At 64.9% G+C, this 18,318-nt stretch carries 17 protein-coding genes; 12 read left to right on the forward strand and 5 right to left on the reverse strand.

Annotated features, from left to right (window positions below; genetic code table 11):
- Window positions 1-36: 36 nt before the first annotated feature.
- From DWF00_RS04975 to DWF00_RS04990, 4 genes are all read right to left on the reverse strand, one after another.
- Window positions 37-1,035 (reverse strand): ABC transporter substrate-binding protein, encoded by a 999-nt coding sequence (locus DWF00_RS04975; protein ID WP_114831671.1) that lies wholly within the window; start codon window positions 1,033-1,035, stop codon window positions 37-39.
- A gap of 41 nt (window positions 1,036-1,076) precedes the next feature.
- Window positions 1,077-1,841 carry an ABC transporter permease gene (locus tag DWF00_RS04980; RefSeq protein ID WP_114831672.1) on the reverse strand — a complete coding sequence of 255 codons (765 nt, stop codon included), beginning with the start codon at window positions 1,839-1,841 and terminating at the stop codon, window positions 1,077-1,079.
- Window positions 1,842-2,624, reverse strand: a complete 783-nt coding sequence (locus DWF00_RS04985) for an ABC transporter ATP-binding protein (RefSeq protein ID WP_114831673.1) — start codon at window positions 2,622-2,624, stop codon at window positions 1,842-1,844.
- A 378-nt stretch (window positions 2,625-3,002) separates the two neighbouring features.
- Window positions 3,003-3,893 (reverse strand): LysR substrate-binding domain-containing protein, encoded by an 891-nt coding sequence (locus DWF00_RS04990; RefSeq protein WP_114831674.1) that lies wholly within the window; start codon window positions 3,891-3,893, stop codon window positions 3,003-3,005.
- A gap of 101 nt (window positions 3,894-3,994) precedes the next feature.
- On the opposite strand from DWF00_RS04990, the gene DWF00_RS04995 reads away from it, so the two are divergent.
- The 7 genes from DWF00_RS04995 to DWF00_RS05025 all read left to right on the forward strand — a co-directional run bounded on the left by DWF00_RS04995 (window position 3,995) and on the right by DWF00_RS05025 (window position 11,899).
- Window positions 3,995-5,218, forward strand: coding sequence for a CaiB/BaiF CoA transferase family protein (locus tag DWF00_RS04995; RefSeq protein ID WP_114831675.1), 1,224 nt, complete (start codon window positions 3,995-3,997; stop codon window positions 5,216-5,218).
- 197 nt (window positions 5,219-5,415) lie between these two features.
- The gene (locus DWF00_RS05000) at window positions 5,416-6,930 is read left to right on the forward strand and encodes an ABC transporter substrate-binding protein (protein WP_181832822.1); all 1,515 of its coding nucleotides are present in this window, start codon (window positions 5,416-5,418) and stop codon (window positions 6,928-6,930) included.
- Window positions 6,931-7,028: 98 nt separating this feature from the next.
- A complete protein-coding gene (locus DWF00_RS05005) occupies window positions 7,029-7,817 on the forward strand; it encodes an enoyl-CoA hydratase/isomerase family protein (RefSeq protein ID WP_114831677.1) in 789 nt (262 codons plus the stop codon).
- Between the two features lie 209 nt (window positions 7,818-8,026).
- The gene (locus tag DWF00_RS05010; RefSeq protein WP_245973753.1) at window positions 8,027-8,947 is read left to right on the forward strand and encodes an ABC transporter permease; all 921 of its coding nucleotides are present in this window, start codon (window positions 8,027-8,029) and stop codon (window positions 8,945-8,947) included.
- Window positions 8,948-8,987: 40 nt separating this feature from the next.
- Complete coding sequence (locus DWF00_RS05015) at window positions 8,988-9,878, forward strand: ABC transporter permease (protein ID WP_114831761.1); 891 nt, start codon at window positions 8,988-8,990, stop codon at window positions 9,876-9,878.
- 70 nt (window positions 9,879-9,948) lie between these two features.
- Window positions 9,949-10,929: an ABC transporter ATP-binding protein gene (locus tag DWF00_RS05020; protein ID WP_245973754.1), complete on the forward strand. Its 981-nt coding sequence runs from the start codon at window positions 9,949-9,951 to the stop codon at window positions 10,927-10,929.
- A gap of 4 nt (window positions 10,930-10,933) precedes the next feature.
- Window positions 10,934-11,899: an ABC transporter ATP-binding protein gene (locus tag DWF00_RS05025; RefSeq protein ID WP_114831679.1), complete on the forward strand. Its 966-nt coding sequence runs from the start codon at window positions 10,934-10,936 to the stop codon at window positions 11,897-11,899.
- A 57-nt stretch (window positions 11,900-11,956) separates the two neighbouring features.
- Here DWF00_RS05025 and DWF00_RS05030 read toward each other — a convergent pair whose 3' ends face one another.
- Complete coding sequence (locus DWF00_RS05030) at window positions 11,957-12,739, reverse strand: IclR family transcriptional regulator (protein WP_114831680.1); 783 nt, start codon at window positions 12,737-12,739, stop codon at window positions 11,957-11,959.
- A 181-nt stretch (window positions 12,740-12,920) separates the two neighbouring features.
- Here DWF00_RS05030 and DWF00_RS05035 point away from each other — a divergent pair, with 181 nt between their 5' ends.
- The 5 genes from DWF00_RS05035 to DWF00_RS05055 all read left to right on the forward strand — a co-directional run bounded on the left by DWF00_RS05035 (window position 12,921) and on the right by DWF00_RS05055 (window position 18,291).
- A complete protein-coding gene (locus DWF00_RS05035; protein WP_114831681.1) occupies window positions 12,921-13,901 on the forward strand; it encodes a peptidyl-alpha-hydroxyglycine alpha-amidating lyase family protein in 981 nt (326 codons plus the stop codon).
- Window positions 13,902-14,005: 104 nt separating this feature from the next.
- Entirely contained in the window at window positions 14,006-14,977 is a 972-nt protein-coding gene (locus DWF00_RS05040; protein WP_114831682.1) for a tripartite tricarboxylate transporter substrate binding protein, read from the forward strand.
- A gap of 111 nt (window positions 14,978-15,088) precedes the next feature.
- Entirely contained in the window at window positions 15,089-16,243 is a 1,155-nt protein-coding gene (locus DWF00_RS05045) for an alpha/beta hydrolase (protein WP_114831683.1), read from the forward strand.
- Window positions 16,244-16,308: 65 nt separating this feature from the next.
- Window positions 16,309-16,767, forward strand: a complete 459-nt coding sequence (locus tag DWF00_RS05050) for a tripartite tricarboxylate transporter TctB family protein (protein WP_181832823.1) — start codon at window positions 16,309-16,311, stop codon at window positions 16,765-16,767.
- A 15-nt stretch (window positions 16,768-16,782) separates the two neighbouring features.
- Complete coding sequence (locus tag DWF00_RS05055; RefSeq protein ID WP_114831685.1) at window positions 16,783-18,291, forward strand: tripartite tricarboxylate transporter permease; 1,509 nt, start codon at window positions 16,783-16,785, stop codon at window positions 18,289-18,291.
- Window positions 18,292-18,318: the final 27 nt, after the last annotated feature.

Genomic DNA, 18,318 nt, shown 5'->3' on the forward strand with positions numbered 1-18,318 from the left:
CCCCTTGCTAGAATTGCAGCCGGCTAACCGCCAGCGTCAGCGCTTGGCCGGCTCGATGTAGTCGTTGGTGTAGAGGACCTTCGGGTCGACGTTGGGCCGCTTGCCCTCCGCCTCTTCCTCGAAGACGTAGTTGGCCTCGACGCCGGGCTCGTCGATGCGCGGCGAGAGCGGGTAGGAACTCATCGACTGGCGATAGGCCTCCTTGTAGAGGGCCGGATCGAGCTTATCGAAGAAGGGCAGCGCAGCCTTCTGGGCAGCTTCCGGATCCTTCTGGATCAGCTCCAGCGCCGAGGTCGTGGCGCGCACGATCTTTCGCGTGGTCTCGGCGTTCTTCTTCAGCCAGTCGGCCCGCGCGGTCAGGCAGTTGTAGAGGAAGTCCTTGAGCGGCTCGAACTCGCCGCTGCCGAGATTGACCAGCGTCGCGCCGCCGAACTTCAGCCGGCCGGTTTCCGCGGTCGGCGAGGAGAAGACATAGGCGTCGATGCGCTTCTGCGAGAAGGCGGCGAGCAGGGGCGCGGCGGTGCCCATCGGCACGATCGTGACGTCGCGCTCCGGATCGATCTTGACGAAGTTCAGCATCGAGCGAAGGAACTTGTCGGTCGAGCTGCCGACGCCGGTGATGCCGATGCGCAGGCCCTTGAGCAGCTTGAGCCGCTCGGCGATCGGGGTCTGCTCGGTGATCCCCGCCTTCTTGGCGATGTCGCCCTGGATGATCAGCTGCGAAGGGACATGGGTCACCAGGGCCGCGAAGGCCTTGACGTCCTGCTTGCGCATCTGCGCTTCGATGTTGAGATGGATGCCGGAGCCCATCACGTCGGCATCGCCGGACAGGATTGCCGCCATGGCGAGCGGGCCGCCGTTCAGCACGACGAGTTCGGGCTTGATGCCCTCGCGCTCGAAATAGCCGGCGCCGACGGCGACGTAGTAGGGCAGGAACAGGAAGCCGTCGCTGCCGAAGGCGAAGACGACCTTTTGCTGGGCCTGGGCGGGCAACCCGAACAGGAGTGCGAAAAGCAGGCAAATCATTCTGATCATTGTTGTTTCCTCCTTTTGAGCGTTTTTTGATCGAGACTGCGCTAGACGACGATCTCCCGGCCGGCGTCGGAGACGCGCCACGGCATCAGGCGGCGTTCGCTGATGTCGAGGATCTTGTTCAGGATCAGGGCGAGGATGACGATTGCGCCCAATGCCGCGAAGGTTCCGGCAGTGTCGAAGCGCGAGGCCGAATAGGACAGCAGGTAGCCGAGGCCGCGGTTGGAGGCGATGATCTCGCCGACGATCGCGCCGATCAGCGCGTAGGGCACCGACAGGCGCAGGCCCGCAAACACCCAGACGATGGCCGAGGGCAGGATGACCTTGGTCAGGAGATGACGCTCCTTGGCGTTCATCAGCCGCAGGATGGCGATCTGCTCCGGGCTGACCTCGCGCACGCCGCGGAAGGTGTTCAGGAAGACGATGAAGAAGACGATCGTCGCCGCGAGCAGGATCTTCATGTTCAGCCCGATGCCGAACCAGAGGATGAAGAGCGGGCCGAGCGCCGCCTTGGGCAAGCTGTAGAAGGCGGTCAGGAATGGCTGGAGCACATCCGAGAGCAGCTTGTTGCGGCCGAGCAGGACACCCGCGAACATGCCGGCACCGCCGCCGAGCAGGAAGCCGAGCCCGGCCTCCAGCGTGGTGATGCCGGCATGGAAGAGCAGCGAGCCCGAGCGCGCCAAGCCGATGAAGCTCTCGGCGATGGCCTGCGGGGTCGAGATGAAGAACACCATGTCCAGCGCCGGTGACAGGAACTGCCAGGCGGTGAGCAGGACGACGGCGAGCGCGAGCTGGAGAACGAGAACCATCTAAGCCTCCTGCGGCGAGTTCTGGGCTTCGAGCGCCGGCGCGAGGATGCGCCAGAGCTGCGCGCATTCCTCGGCATAGGCCGGGTTGAAGCGCAGGGTCATCAGGTCGCGTTCCGACGGCAGCGAACTCGTGATGACCTGCTGGATCGTGCCGGGCCTGGAGGTGAAGACGACGCATTTGTCGCCGAGCGCCACGGCCTCGTCGATGTCGTGGGTGACGAAGAACACGGTCTTGCCGAGCGAGCGGCAGAGCTTCTTGAGCTGGATCTGCAAGGTCAGCCGCATCTGCGCGTCGAGCGCGCCGAAGGGCTCATCCATCAGCAGCGTCTCGGGGTCGTAGGCGAGAAGCCGCGCCAACGCGGCGCGCTTGCGCATGCCGCCCGAGAGCTGGGTTGGGTAGGAGGCACCGAAGCCGACCAGCCCGACGAGCGCGAGCAGGCGCTCGACCTCGCCTGCGATCTCCTTCTTGCCGCGCCCAGCGATCTCGAGCGGCACGGCGATGTTGCCGGCCACCGTGCGCCAGGGCAGGAGATGGTCGACCTGGGTCATGTACCCGGTGCGGGAGTTGATCCCGGTCACGGGCTGGCCGCGATACAGCACTTGGCCGGCGCTTGGCTGGAACAGGCCGGCGGTCATGTTGAGGATCGTCGACTTGCCGCAGCCGGACGGCCCGACGACGGTGATGAAATCACCTTCCTCGACCGCCAGGTTGATGCCGCTGACGGCCTGGACGCCGTTCGCGAAAGCCTTCCCGACATCCTGGAAAACGATGATCGCGCTCATTGGAAACGAGCCCGAACGCCGACGACAAGCTGCGAAAGCCGCTGCATCATTCCTCCCAAATCGTCTTCTTGTTATAACAAGTTTAAGCCCTCCAATTTCGATTTGCAAGGCGCACCTGTGCCCCTCGGCCCCACGTCAAGGCGGAGAGCGTCGAAGCCGAGCTTGTCCGATGGAGACCGGCGCAATGTCGCGGGCCTGGAGCAATGTCCAAACGGGGAATGCCTCGACGCGAGGCCCGATTAGAGCATCGGACCGAAAAGTGGAATCCGGTTTTCGGAAAAATCCGATGCAATAACAAAAGGCTAGATCGTCACATTGCGTCCGATAGGACGCACGGCGATCTAGCCTCGACTGCAGAGGTCGAATCCCAGGCTTGAGTTACGCTTCAGGCCGGGACGGAGCCACTTCCTGCATTTGCCGCACGACCTGCGCGACGATCGGCGACCGATTGGCTGGATTCCACATGACCGACAGGTGGGTCACGGCGCTGACATCGCTCATCCGCTTCAATCTGATGCCGGGGATGTTCAGCTTCGCCATGTATTCGGGCACCAGCGCAATCCCCACGCCGACGCTGACCAGGTTCAGGATCGCGAACAGGTGCTGTGCGCGAAAATTGATTTTCGGATTGAACCCGGCTGACTGGCAGATCGAAATCACCGAGTCATGGAAACCCGGCCCGCGGGAGGACAGCACGAAGGTCTCCGCCGACATCGACGACAGCGCCACGGTTTCGCATTCGGCGGCCTCGTGGCTTGCGGGCAGGGCGAGCAGAAGCGAATGCGTGGCGATGACGTGGGAGCTGAGCCCGTGATGTTCGAGCGGCGTGCGTGCGAAGCCGATATCGATCTGGTCGCGCTCCAGCGCATCGACCTGCTCCGCGGAGTAGAGCTCTACCCACGTCTCATTGATGCAAGGCAGGGTCTTGCGGATGCTCTGATAGAGCTCGCCGGCGCCTGCGAGTAACGCGGTCGTGGCAAAGCCTATTCGAAGCCTGCCGCCCTCGCCGCGCTCGGCCCGCTTCACCACGATGGCGAGCTCGTCCATTTGCGCCAAAAGGCGCGTTGCCTCTTCAACCAACGCAACGCCGGCCAGAGTCAGCCTGACGAAGCGCTTGTTGCGGTCGAAAAGCCGGGTCTGAAGCTGTTCCTCCAGCTTCTTGATCTGTTGGGTCACGGGCGGTTGCGACATGTTGAGGCGCACGGCCGCCCTGCCGAAATGCAACTCCTCCGCGACAGCCAGAAAACACCGGAGCGCGCGCGTATCCATTCCCTAATTCCTTTTTTGTATCACTATATTCTGAAACTCCGAATAGACAAATTTCTCGATCGGTGGAAGTTTTCGCCAACTCAAAGCGGATCTTTCCATTGATGTCGGATAGCAGCCCACTCGTAACCAAGCCCCTCGAAGGCGTTCGAGTTCTCGATTTGGCGCATGTATTGGCCGGCCCATACTGCACGATGCTGATGGCGCTGAATGGTGCGGAAGTCATCAAGGTCGAACCGCTTCAGGGCGAGATGTTCCGCCACCACAAGCTGGTCGCGAAAGACGGTCGCCAAGTCACCGACGCGGTCGCCTTCCTTCATCGCAGCAAGAAGGCGATCACGCTGGATCTGCGGACCGAGAAGGGCAAGGACCTGCTCAAGCAGATGGTCGCGACGGCCGACGTGCTGGTCGAAAACTTCACGCCCCAGACCATGAGGCGCCTGGGCCTGGGCTACGACGTGCTGCGCGAGATCAACCCGCGGCTCGTCTATACGTCGATCAGCGGCTACGGCCACGACGACATTCTCAAGAGCCCCTATTCCGATCGTCCCGCCTTCAACATCGTCGCGCAAGCCGCCAGCGGCCTGATGGACATCACGGGTGAGCCCGGCGGGGCGCCGCTCGCGGCGGGCCTCTCCCTTGGCGATTTCGTTCCGGCCGTCTTTGCCCTGTCGGGAACTCTGATGGCCCTGCGCATGCGCGATCTCACGGGAATTGGCCAGCATGTCGACATCGCGATGTGCGACTGCCTTGCAAGCTTCTCCCAGATCGCGATTACCGAGAACTACCTCACCGGCGTGCTCCCGGATCGCAACAACCTGCTGCGCGGCAATCCCAGGGGCGCCTTCAAGGTCAAGGATGGCTACGTCGTCATGACCACGATCGGCGACGCGATGTGGGCGCGCTTCTGCACCTTCGTCGGCCGCCCCGAACTGAGCTCGGATCCGCGCTTCAGCACCGACCGGCTACGCGGGGCCCAATACGATACGGTGATCGAGCCCCTGCTGTCCGAATGGGGAAAGGACAAGACGCGCCGCGAGGTGGTCGATGCCTTCATCGCCGCCGACCTGCCGGCCGGCCCGGTCCAGAGCGCCGCCGACCTGCTCGATTGCCCCCATATGAAGGCACGCGACATGATCGTCGAAGTCGATGACCCCGTTCATGGTCACCTCGTGATGACGGGCAACCCGCTCAAGTTCTCTGCGGTGCCTGAAGCGACGCCGACGCCGGCGCCCAAAGTCGGGCAGGACACGGACGAGGTGCTGAGCGCACTTCTCGGATTGCGGGAGCACGACATCGCCGATCTCAGGCGGCAAAAGATCATCTGAGGGCCGAATCCAGGACAAGCGAACCAATACCAACGACGTGAGGCAAAACCAAGAACAATACATCAACGATAAAATTCTTCGGGAGGTCAAACGTGAACAAAGACAAGCTTAATGCTGTCATAGGCGCCGCTTTCACCCGCCGGCAGGCTCTTCGGTCGGCCTTGCTCGCAAGCGGCGCGGCCCTTTTGCCGCCGACCTTGTCGGCACCGGCATTCGCCCAGTCGGCCGGCAAGGAGATCGAGAAGGTCACCATCGCGGTTGGCGACGAACCGCCGACATTCGACGCGCACAAGGCCGTCGGCGCCATCGCGACCTATTTCACCACGAACGTCTATGAGGGCCTGACCGAGTTCGACACCAGCAACAAGCTCAACCCGGCTCTGGCGACCGAGTGGAGCGTCAGCGGCGATGGTCTCGCCTACGAGTTCAAGCTGCGCCGGAACGTCAAGTTCCATACCGGCGAGCCTTTCACCGCCAAGGATGTCGTCTTCAGCTTCAAGCGCTACCGCGACCCCAAGGTGCAGCCGCGCCAGGTCACGATGGAGCATCTGAAGGATATCGAGCTCGTCGACGACTACACAGTGAGGATCATCCTGAGCCGGATCGATCCGACCTTCCTGAATTTCCTCGCCCATCAGATGAATCTGCGGATCCTGTCGAAGGACTATTACGACAAGGTCGGCGATGCCGGCTTCGAGAAGGCCCCGGTCGGGACCGGGCCGTACAAGTTCGTTCGGCGGGCCATCAAGGAATTCTGGGAGCTCGAGCGCTTCGACGACTACTGGGGGGCGAAGCCGGCGGCGAAGCGCGCGATCTTCCGGGTGATTCCGGAGGCCGTGACGCTGGCCTCGGTGCTGAAGACCGGCGAAGTCGACATGGTCTGCGACTACCCGCCCGTCTTCATCAAGGATGTCGAGAGCGCCGGCGGCTTCCGGGTCATCCGCAACAAGGGCAGCAACACGATCGACATCCGGATCAACTGCATCCGCGAGACTGTGCCCGGCGGGACCGGCCCCAATCCCTACCGCGACCGCCGCGTCCGGCTGGCGATGAATTACGCCATCGACAAGGACACGTTGATCAAGCGGGTGCTCAACGGCAATGGCGACAAGGTCGCCATCCTGTTCCCGGAAGACATCGGCTACGATCCCGAGTTGAAGCCCTACCCCTACGATCCCAAGAAGGCCAAGGAACTGCTGGCCGAGGCCGGCTATCCGAACGGGCTGGATGCGACCTTCTATGGGCTCGTCGGCCAGCGCATGCCGATGTCGAAGGAGGTCGGCGAGGTCGTCGCCCAATATCTCACGGCGGTCGGCATCCGGACAAAGGTCGTCAACGAGGAATACGGCATCTGGCTCAAGCGTAGTGATCGCACCCAGCAGCCGGAGCTTTACCCCTTCGGCTATGGCCTGACCTTCGTCGGCGGCACGTTCCACTCTGCCTTCGGCCTCAAATACTACGGCTATTCCGGCATGCCGAACTCGTGGTTCGAGAGCAAAGACTACGATGCGGTGGTCGACCAGATCTACAAGACCATCGATCCGAAGGAAGTCGAGCAGCTCGCCCGCAAGGCGGCGAAGATTCTGCACGACGAAGCCGGCTATGTGACCCTTTACCGGGTCGTCCTGGCCTACGCCATGAAAGACAGCCTGCAATTCACCCCGACCGCGATCAGCAACACGGTCGAATTGAAGAACCTCAGACCAGCATAGCCGCCACCGCAGAATGCCCAAGACGATCTGTAGCGCCGGCGCCCCTGCCGGCGCCTCGGTGACGCGCGTCCAAATGCCAGCAGAAAGGGAAGTATCCGATGACCTCTCCGGTCGTGCTCTACGAAAAGAAAGACCATATCGCCTTCGTGACCTTCAACCGCCCCGAGGCGCACAATTCCTATAACGATCAGAGCCATGGCGAGCTGCTGAAGATCTGGCAGGACATCAACGCCGACGACAACATCTGGGCGGTGGTCCTGACCGGCGCCGGCGACAAGGCGTTCTGCGCCGGCCGCGACGTCAAGGAACTCGCTCACTACCAGAAGCGCGGCGAGAAGGTCCCGCGCTACGATCCCAAGAGCCCGACCTACCAGCAATTCGGGCATATCTGGCATTTCGACCTGCAGAAGCCGGTGATCGGCGCGATCAACGGCTTCGCCATCGGCGGCGGCCTCGCCTTCTTCATGCATTGCGACCTGCGCGTGATGGCCGACAATGCCTGGATCGCCGACGGACACGTCAATATCGGCCAGCTCGGCGGGCCAGAGGTGATCGCGCAATACATGCCTTACGCGCTCGCCGCCGAACTCGTCCTGATGGGCGCCCGCATCACCGCTCAGCGCGCCTATGAGGTGGGTCTCGTCAATCGGGTCGTGCCGCCCGGCCAGGTCCTGGCCGAGGCCACGAAAATGGCCGAACAGGTCTGCGACATGGCTCCGCTCGCGGTGCAGAAGTGCAAGCATGTGATGAAGACCTTGTACGCGCCGTCCGCGGGCGTCCACGAGCTGAGCGACTACTACATGGCCGCGATGCGCCTGACCGAGGACGGCAACGAGGGGCCGCGCGCCTTCGCGGAGAAGCGCAAGCCGGCCTGGAAGGCACGCTAGGCTCAAGCCGCGTTCCGCTGCGGGGGGCGTGCGCTCAGGTGCCAGCCCGTCTGGGCAATGCGTGGACTTGCCCGCCGACCTTCGTCCGACGCGCTGGCCAGCACGTCGGACGGGGCTCATTCTGGTGAAAGGAAAAGCGCAGCGAACGGAGGAATTCTGCACACCACCTGCCAAAGCCAAGAAAAACGCCGATAGGGAGGGCGAGTAGAGTGTATCAGCTGATCTTGCGACGCACGGGCCGCAGCCTGCTTGCGATCATCGGGGTGAGCATCGTCGCGTTCATCGCCGTGCGCATGTCGGGCGACATGGAGCGCTTCCTGCTGCCGCCTGATGCCGGCGCCGAGGATTTCGCGCGCGTGCGGCACGAATACGGCCTCGATCAGCCGCTCTACCTCCAATACCTGTTCTTCATCGCCAAGGCCGTGACGGGCGATTTCGGCACCTCCTGGCGCTGGCACGATCCGGCCTGGACCGTCGTGGTCGACCGGCTGCCCGCAACCCTGCAATTGGCGGCGGCGGCGGCGTTGATCGCCTTCCTGATCGCCATCACGGTGGGGCCGCTATCGGCCGCGCGGCCAGGGTCGTGGATCGATCGCATCGGCCGCGTCTTCGCCATTCTGGGCCAGTCCATGCCGGCCTTCTGGGTCGGGCTCATGCTGATCCGCATCTTCGCGGTCGACCTGCGCTGGCTGCCCTCCTATGGCCGCGGCGACCTCAGCAACCTGGTCATGCCGGCGATCTCGCTCGGCTGGTACGCCGCCGCCGCCCAGACCCGGCTGATGCGCTCGGCCATGCTGAACGTTCTCGACAGCGAGTACATCAAGCTCGCGCGCCTGAAGGGCGTGCCCGAGTTCTATGTGATCTACAAGCATGGCCTGCGGAACGCGGCGCTCCCAGTCCTGACCCTGATGGGCGTGCAATGGGCGGCGCTGCTCAGCGGCTCGGTCGTCATCGAGACGATCTTCGCCTGGCCCGGCGTCGGGCGCACGATCGTCGAGGCGATCTTCAACCGCGACTACGCGGTGGTGCAGGCCGGCACCTTCATGATGTCGCTGATCTTCGTCGGCGCGAACCTGACCGTCGACCTGCTCTACGGCGTGCTCGACCCCCGCATCCGCAACGCCCGATGAGCGCTGAACCGAGCCACGCATTGTCGCAATGGAGCAGGCCATGAGTGATGCCAGGGTCCCGATTGCGGACGCATCGGCCGTGCGGCGCTCGTATCGGCTGCGAGCGTTCTTCCGGCTGCCGCTGCCCTCGCTCGTCATCCTCTCCGTGGTCGTGATCGCAGCCCTGTTCGCTCCCTACCTCACGCCGCACGACCTCGATTCCTTCGACCTCTCCGCTTCGATGACACCGCCATTCTGGGTCGAGGGCGGCAGCAGCGAACATATCCTCGGCACCGACAATCTCGGCCGGGACATCTTCACCAGGCTGCTCTACGGCGCGCGCGTCTCGCTTCTCGTCGGCTTCCTCGCCGTCGGCATCGCCGGCACCGTCGGCACGATCCTCGGTCTGGTCGCGGGCTATTTCGGCGGCCTGGCCGATTCCATCATCATGAGCATCGTCGACATCCAGATGTCGGTGCCCGCGATCCTGCTCGCCCTGATCCTCGCCGCCGCGATCGGGCCGGGGCTCGGCACCGTCATCATCGTCATCACGATCATCTACTGGACCTTCTACGCGCGCCTGGCCCGCTCCGAGGTCCTGAGCGTGCGGGCACGCGACTTCGTTGCACTCGCGCAGGTCGCAGGCTGCCCGAGCCGGCGCATCCTGTTCAAGCATATCCTGCCCAACATCCTGAACAGCATCATCATCCTCGCGACTGTCGAGTTCGGCGCGGTCATCATCTTCGAGGCGACGCTCAGCTTCCTCGGGCTCGGCGTCCAGCCTCCGACGCCGGCCTGGGGCTCGATGCTCGCCGACGGCCGCACCTACATCGCCACCGCCTGGTGGATCTCGGTCTTCCCCGGCGCAGCGATCATGCTGACCGTGCTCTCGATCAACCTGCTGGGCGACTGGATGCGCGACCGCTGGGACCCGAAGAGGCGGCAGGTCTGACGTGGCGAACTCAGCTTCAGAGGCCGGCTTGCAGGATCAGGCGACCAGGCGACCGGAGCCACTCCTCGTCGTGGACGGGCTCAAGACGCATATCGAGACGCGCAACGGCGTCGTCAAAGCCGTGGACGGCATCTCGTTCAGCGTCCACCAGGGCGAGATCGTCGGGCTGGTCGGCGAGTCCGGCTGCGGCAAGACCATGACGAGCCTGTCGATCATGGGGCTCGTTCCTGCTCCATCCGGCCGCATCGTCGCCGGCAGCATCCGCTTCGCAGGCAAGGAGCTCGTCGGACTGGGCGAGCGCGAGATGCGGGCCATCCGCGGGCGCGACATCTCGATGATGCTGCAGGACCCGCTGACCTCGCTGAATCCCGTCTTCACCATCGGCAACCAGGTGGCGGAATCCTTCATCTTCCATCGCCGCAAGGGGGAGGCGCCGCGGAGCATCAAGGACAAGGTCGTCGAAGTGCTGCAGCGGGTCAGGATCGCATCGCCCGAACGCTTCTTCAGCTCCTACCCGCATCAGTTCAGCGGCGGCATGCGCCAGCGCGTCAGCGCCGCCATCGCGATCGCGCCGCAGCCGAAGCTGATGATCGCCGACGAGCCCATGACGGCGCTCGACGTCACCACCCAGGCGCAGTTCCTGCAATTGCTGCGGCAGCTGCGCAGCGAGACGGACCTGTCGATCATCTACATCACCCATGATCTCGGCGTCGTGGCGCGGCTCTGCAGCCGCGTGATCGTGATGTATGCAGGGCACATCGTCGAAAGCGGCGCCGTGGGCGCGATCTACAAGTCACCGGCCCACCCCTATACCCGCGGCCTGATGAACTCGGTGCCACGCCTTGGCGCGAGCCGGGGGCGCCTGTTCCAGATCGAGGGCCAGGCGCCGCATCTCCAGAACATGCCGCCGGGCTGCCCCTTCCACCCGCGCTGCAGGGAGGCGCAGGACATCTGCAGGCAAGAGCTCCCGCCGATGACCGATATCGCCGCGGACGGGCATCGTGCCGCGTGCTGGTTTCCGCAAAAGACACCCTTGAATCCAGTCAGTTGAGCCGATGACCGACCTGCTGCAAGTCTCCAACCTGACCAAGCATTTCCCGCTCCCGGGGGGATGGGCGTTCTGGCGCCCGTCCGACCGTGTGGTCAAGGCGCTGGACGGCATCAGCTTCTCGATCGAGGAAGGCACGACATTCGGCCTGGTCGGGGAGTCCGGCAGCGGCAAGACCACGGTCTCGAAGCTGATCCTGCTGCTCGAACGCCCGACGAGCGGCGAGATCCGCTTTGCCGGCACCGATATCGCGCGATTGGACAGCGGCAGCATCGCCGGCTACCGCCGCGTCGCCCAGGCCGTGTTCCAGGATCCCTATAGTTCGCTCAATCCGCGGATGACCGTCGGCGAGTTGCTGGCCGAGCCGCTCATCGTGCATGAGGCCCCTTCCCGCGACACGGTCGATCGGCGCGTGCGCGAACTGCTCGACATCGTCGGCCTCAACCCGGCCAGCGGGAAGCTCTATCCGCACGAGTTCAGCGGCGGACAGCGCCAGCGGATCGCCATTGCCCGCGCCCTCGCGCTGCGCCCGAAATTCATCGTGCTCGACGAGCCGGTCTCGGCGCTGGACGTCTCGATCCGCGCGCAGATCCTCAACCTCCTCTGCGACATCCAGCGCGAGTTCAACCTGACCTATCTGCTGATCGCGCACGACCTCGCCGTCGTCGCGCAGGTCAGCAAGACCTGCGGCGTGCTCTATCTCGGCAAGATGGTCGAGATCTGCTCGAGTGAGGACCTCGCCCACAACCCGCTGCACCCCTATACGCAGGCGCTCATAGCGGCCGTGCCGGTTCCGGACCCGGACTCGCCCGAACCACAGATCATCGCCGGCGAAATACCGAGCCCGCTGAACCCACCACCGGGCTGTCGCTTCCACACGCGCTGCCCGCTCGCGCAGCCGCAATGCCGTGAGAAAGAGCCCCTGCTACGCGAAGTCGCCCAACGTCGCTGGGTGGCCTGTCACCTGGTGTAGGTCGCATGACCGCCACTTCGCTTGCCGCCGCCTCTGAAGACCTTTCAACCAGCAAATCTAGAAGCTTGGCTTGGCTCCGATTTGCTGCGCGATGATGGATGCGGTCTGGGTCAGCGCCTTCACTAGGCCGTCGGTCTGCTCGTCGCGGAAGCGGAAGCTCGGGATCTGGAAGCCGACGCTGCCGATGACATCGCCCTGTGAGCCGAAGAACGGCACGGCGACGCCGATCGAATTCAGCGTCCGATGCGAGCGCGTCATGGCGAACCCCTTCCGCACCGTCTCCTCGAGGGCGCCGCGGATTTCCGCCTCGTCGAGCACCTCGCCCCGGATGTTCGGCGTGTCGCAAGTGGTGATCGCCGTCTCGATCTCGTCCTGCCCGAGATGGGCCAGCAGGGCGCGGCCGGCGGCGCCCCAGACGAGCGGCGCACGCCGGTTGAGCTCGACGACATAGCGCATCGGATCCTGCGGCGAGGCGGCCAGCGCCGTGTACATCCGCAGCTGCCGGCGCTCGAGGATCGTCAGCATCGACGTTTCGTTGAACTGCGCCGTGAGCGCGGCGAGCAGGGGCTCGGCGATCTCGGCGAAGGGCATCTTGCCGCTGAGCCGACCGACGATGCGGTAAAGCTCCATCCCGGCCGAGAAATTGCCCTTGTCGGTCTGCTGGGCGAATTCGAGATCGGCGAGCTTTCGCAGCAGGCGATGCGTGCTGCTCACTGGCCAGCCAAGCAGATCGGCCGCCTGCTTCGCGTTCAGATGCGGATAGTCCGACAGCAGGCTGACCAGCCGGAGCACGCGGTTGATGGCGCCAATCTCGTTTATAACCAACAGCTTAGCTTTCACGGCGAGGTCCCGCGGCGCAAGCGCGCAGGGTTGTGCCCGTAGTGAAGAAGCCGTTTGACCCCTCCGTCAAGAGATGCCATCTTTCATCTGGTTAGATATAAAACTCACTCAGTGAGATTTTGCCGATCGAAGTGAGCTGGCGCGCTATGCCGGCTCACAACCAGAATCGGGACGGAGGGAGATGGAAGCGCTTGATGAGACAATCGTGCTCGGCTCGGGCACGTATCGCTACGAACCGCTCGCGGAATGGGCAAAGCTGCCGGCCGGCTGGACGCTGGGAGAGGTGCCCTCGATCGCGATCGACGACTGCGACCGCGTCTATGTGTTCAACCGCGGCGACCGGCCGCTCATGGTCTTCGACCGCGACGGCAACTTCCTCGACTCTTGGGGCGAAGATCTCTTCCTCAAGCCGCACGGGCTGCATATCGGCCCGGATCAGTCGATCTACTGCACCGACGAAGGCACCCACACCGTCACCAAATGCACGCTGGACGGCAAGGTGCTGCTGCGCATCGGCGTGCCGAACCAGCCGGCGCCGCGAATGAGCGGCAAGCCGTTCAACCGCTGCACGCACACGGCATTGTCGCCGAGCGGCGATATCTATGTCTCCGACGGCTATGGCAATGCCGCGGTCCACAAATACAGCCCGGACGGCAAGTACCTGATGTCCTGGGGCGGCTCGGGCTCCGATCCCGGACAGTTCAACCTTCCCCACAAGATCGCCTGCGACGACGACGGCTGGGTCTATGTGGTCGATCGGGAAAACCACCGGGTCCAGATCTTCGACGGTGACGGCCGCTACGAGACCCAGTGGAACAACCTGCATCGCCCCGGCGGCATGTACATGCTGGGCCGCAAGGATCCGCTGTTCTTCCTCGGCGAACTGCCGCCTCATCTTGCCCATAACCGCGAGAACCCGAATCTCGGGCCGCGCATCAGCATCGTGCACCGGGGCAAGCTGGTCGGCCGCGTCGACAGCCTCGATGGGCCGGGCAACGGCCTTGGCCAGTTCACCTCACCGCATGGGCTCGCGGTCGACGGGCGCGGCGACATCTATGTCGGGCAGGTGACGCGCAGCACCTGGCCGCTGCTGTTCCCCGGCCGGGATCTGCCGGCCAACCCGACCATGCTCAAGAAGCTGAGGCGTCTGCCGGCAGCCTGAGAGCTGCAGGGCGCATCGAAACGAGAATGCGAAGCGCGGCGCCGGCCTGACTGCCGGCGCGCCGAAGCATCCGGGACATCAACGATAAAACAGGGAGAGGAAACATGAGGAAGGCCATCCTTCTCGCGCTTGCGGGCGCGATCAGCTTCGCTGCCGCAGCGGCAGCTCAATCATTCCCGCAGAAGGGAAAGCCGATCAGCCTGATCGTCCCGTCATCCGCCGGCGGCGGCACCGATACTGCGACGCGCCTGCTCGCGCCGCTGATGGAAAAGGATCTCGGCACCTCGGTCGTCGTCGTCAACAAGCCCGGCGGCTCGATGCAGGTCGGCTTCGGCTTCGTCGCCGGCGCCAAGCCCGATGGCCACACGCTGGCGATGCTGATCATGCCGCCGGCGCAGAGCATCTATTTCGACCCGCAGCGCAAGGCGCCGTTCGAGCGCAACAGCCTCGTCCCGGTCGGCATGTACTACGGCGCGCCCTTCGCCATCGTCGTCTCGGCCAAGAGCCCCTACAAGACGCTGGCCGACCTCGTCGCTGCGGCCAGGGCCGAAGCGGGCAAGCTGAACGGCGGCACCACCGGCTTCATGGCGTCGGGCCATCTCGCCCTGCTGGCCTTCGAGCAGGGCACCAAGACCAAGATGACCGCGGTGCACTACCAGGGCGGGGGCCCATTGCTGGCCGCGCTGCTGGGCGGGCAGATCGACGTCACCTTCAACTCGATCGGCGAGCTCCTGGCCCAGAAGAATGCCGGTGCCATCCGGCTGCTGGCCCTGATGAACGATACGCGCGACCCGCAGATCCCGGACGTGCCGACCGTCACTGAGGCCGGCTTCACCGGCGTCGCGCCGATGGGCTCCTATATCGGCCTCGCCGCTCCTGCCGGCACACCGCCCGACATCATCGCGCGCCTCTCCGTCTCGCTGAAGAAGGCGGTCGACGATCCCATCCTCAAGGAGCGGATGACCGGTCTCGGCAACACGCTGATCTTCACCGATCCGGCCGGGGCCAACAAGTTCTGGGACGAGGCCGACGCGCGGTTCAAGCCGCTGATCGAGTCGGCTCCGAAGTCCCAGTAGCACCCGCCAGGCGCAGGTCTCCGGCTTCCCTCCGCGGAGGCCGGAGACACCGGCATTCGCCCGCGGCTCCGCATCGACGCGCCGCGCAGTCACTCACGGGAATTCCGCATAATGAGCCATCCAGGCCCTTTCGCATCAGACATCCTGCCCGCCGGCGTCCGCTCCCGCCTGATCCCGGACATCAACGGCATGGTGATGCACATCCTGGAGGCCGGTTACGAGACGCCGAACCGCCCCTGCGTGCTACTGGTGCACGGCTTTCCGGAGCTCGCCTATTCCTGGCGCAAGGTCCTCGGGCCGCTGGCCGAGGCCGGCTATCACGTCATTGCGCCCGATCTGCGCGGCTATGGCCGGACATCGGGCACCAATCCCGGCTTCGACGACGACCTGATGCCCTGGCGCATCGTCAATCAGGTCCGCGATCTGATGGGCCTGCTCTGGGCGCTGGGCTACCGCTCGACCGAGGCGATCGTCGGCCATGACTTCGGCGCCATCATCTCGGCCTGGTGCGCTGCGATCCGTCCCGACGTGTTCCGCCGGATGGCGCTGATGTGCGGGCCGTTTGCCGGGCCCCCGGACATCCCCTTCGATACCGACCGGAACCCGAAGCCGCAGCGCCCCGACCCGATCCACGCCGAGCTCGCGGCGCTGGAGCGGCCGCGCAAGCACTACCAGCGCTATTACACGACGCGGCCGGCCAACACCGACATGACCCAGTGCGAGCAAGGCGTGCATGATTTCCTGCGCGCCTATTTCCACCACAAGAGCGGCGACTGGAAGCAGAACAAGCCGTTCCGCCTCTCCGGCTGGACCGCGTCCGAGCTGGCGAAGCTGCCGACCTACTACGTCATGGACATAGCCGAGACCATGGCGACCACGGCGGCCAAGGAAATGCCCTCGGCTGCCGAGATCGCCGCCTGCACCTGGCTGACGGAGGACGAGCTCAGGGTCTTCAGCGGGGAATACGAGCGCAACGGCTTCCAGGGCGGGCTGCAGAACTACCGCGTCCGCACCGAGAATGCCGGCCAGACCGACCTTCAGGTCTTCGCCGGCCGCAAGGTCGAGCAGCCCTCGCTGTTCGTCTCCGGCGACGCCGACTGGGCCGTGTTGCAGATGCCCGGCAATCTCGAGCGGATGCGCGACACCGTCTGCACCAATTTCGTCGGCTGCCATCTGCTGGAGGGCGCCGGGCACTGGGTCCAGCAGGAGCGGCCGGAGGAGGTCACGCAGATCCTGCGCGATTTCCTGAAGGTGCCCGCCAGCTGACGCGTCGGCAAAGAAGTGACGAGAAGAAGAGCATGCCCAAAGGGCGGCAGTCGGGAGGACGAAGGATGTCGGCGAACACGAAGGACCTGGCCTGCGGCGCGGTCTTCACAGGGGTCGGCGTGCTCTATGGCGGCATGGCGTGGACATCGCTGCCGATCGGCCGGGCGCTCGCCATGGGGCCGGGCTATTTCCCGGCGCTGATGGCGCTGATCCTGACGGGGCTCGGCCTCGCCATCCTGGTGCGCGCCTTCCTCACCTCGCAGGAGAACCCCTTCGGCGCCGTGCCCTGGCGCGCGGTCGCCTTCATCGCGGTCGCCGTCCTGTTCTTCTATTTCTGCCTCGAGCAGATCGGAATGTTCCCGACCGTCTTCATCACGACGCTGCTCGCTTGCGCGGCGAATGACAGGTTCCGCATCGTCGAATCGGCCATTGCGGGCCTCGTCGTCGCCACGTTCTGCACGCTCGTCTTCGGGTACCTGCTGCGGCTGCCGGTGCCGCTATTCGCCTCGCCATTCGGCGGTTAGTGGGACGGGCAATCGATGGATCTCCTCGACAATCTCAGCCTCGGCATCAGCGTCGCCGTCCTTCCGGCCAATCTCCTCTATTGCTTCCTCGGCGTGCTGCTGGGGACCGTGGTCGGCGTCCTGCCGGGCATCGGCCCGCTGGCCACCTGCGCCATGCTGCTGCCGCTGACCTTCGGCCTGCAGCCCACCCCGGCCCTGATCATGCTGGCGGGCATCTATTACGGCTCGCAATATGGCGGGTCGACGACTGCGATCCTGATCAACCTCCCGGGCGAGTCGTCATCGGCGGTCACCGCGCTGGACGGCTACCAGATGGCGCGGCGCGGCAGGGCCGGCCCAGCGCTCGCCGCCGCGGCGCTCGGCTCGTTCTTCGCCGGCACGGTGGCGACGGTCCTGATCGCGGTCGTGGCCGGCCCGCTCACCGCGGTGGCGCTGAGCTTCGGGCCGGCCGAATACTTCTCGCTCATGGTTCTCGGCCTCGTCTCCTCGGTCGCGCTGGCCTCGGGCTCGATCCTCAAGGCGACGGCGATGATCGTGCTCGGCCTGCTGCTGGGCTTGACCGGCACGGACATGTTCAGCGGCACGCCGCGCTTCACCTTCGGCATCGTCGGAATGCTCGACGGCATCGATTTCGTCGCCATCGCGGCGGGGCTCTACGGCATCGGCGAAATCCTGCGCAATCTCGAGGGCGGTGACCGGCAGCCGATGAGCGTCACGGCCGTCTCGCATCTCTGGCCGTCGCGAAATGACCTGAAGCGCATCATCGCCCCCGTCCTGAGGGGTACGGCCATCGGCTCGCTGCTTGGCGTCCTGCCTGGCGGTGGGGCGCTGCTGGCCTCCTTCGTGGCCTATAACGTCGAGAAGAACGTCTCGCCCAACGCCGCGGAGTTCGGCAAGGGCGCGATCGAAGGCGTCGCCGCGCCGGAATCCGCCAATAATGCCGGCGCGCAGACATCCTTCATCCCGATGCTGGCGCTCGGCATCCCCTCCAACGTGATCATGGCGCTGATGATCGGCGCGATGATCATGCAGGGCATCGTGCCGGGCCCGGACGTGGTGACGCGAAACCCCGAACTCTTCTGGGGGCTGATCGCCTCGATGTGGATCGGCAATGCGTTCCTGGTGATCCTGAACCTGCCGCTCGTCGGCGTCTGGGTCTCGCTGCTGCGCATACCCTATCGCTTCCTGTTCCCGGCGATCGTCGTGTTCTCCTGCATCGGCGTCTATTCGGTCGAGAATAGCAGCTTCGCGGTCCTGCTCCTGCTGGCCGCCGGCCTGCTCGGCTACCTGCTGATCAAGCTGGACTGCGAGCCGGCGCCCTTCGTGCTGGGCTTCATCCTCGGCCCGATGCTGGAGGAGCATCTGCGCCGGGCGCTGACCCTTTCCCGCGGCGATCCGACGGTGTTCGTGACGCGGCCGATCAGCCTGGCGCTGCTCTGCGTCGCCGCCGCGGCTCTCGTCCTGGTCACGCGCCCGGCGGTCGCCCGACGCCGCCAGGAGGTGTTCGTCGAGGACGAAGCCTAGCGAGGCGTGGCGGTAAATTGACAGGGC

The organism is Allobosea caraganae (genome assembly GCF_003351345.1).
GTDB classification, from domain to species: Bacteria; Pseudomonadota; Alphaproteobacteria; order Rhizobiales; family Beijerinckiaceae; genus Allobosea; species Allobosea caraganae.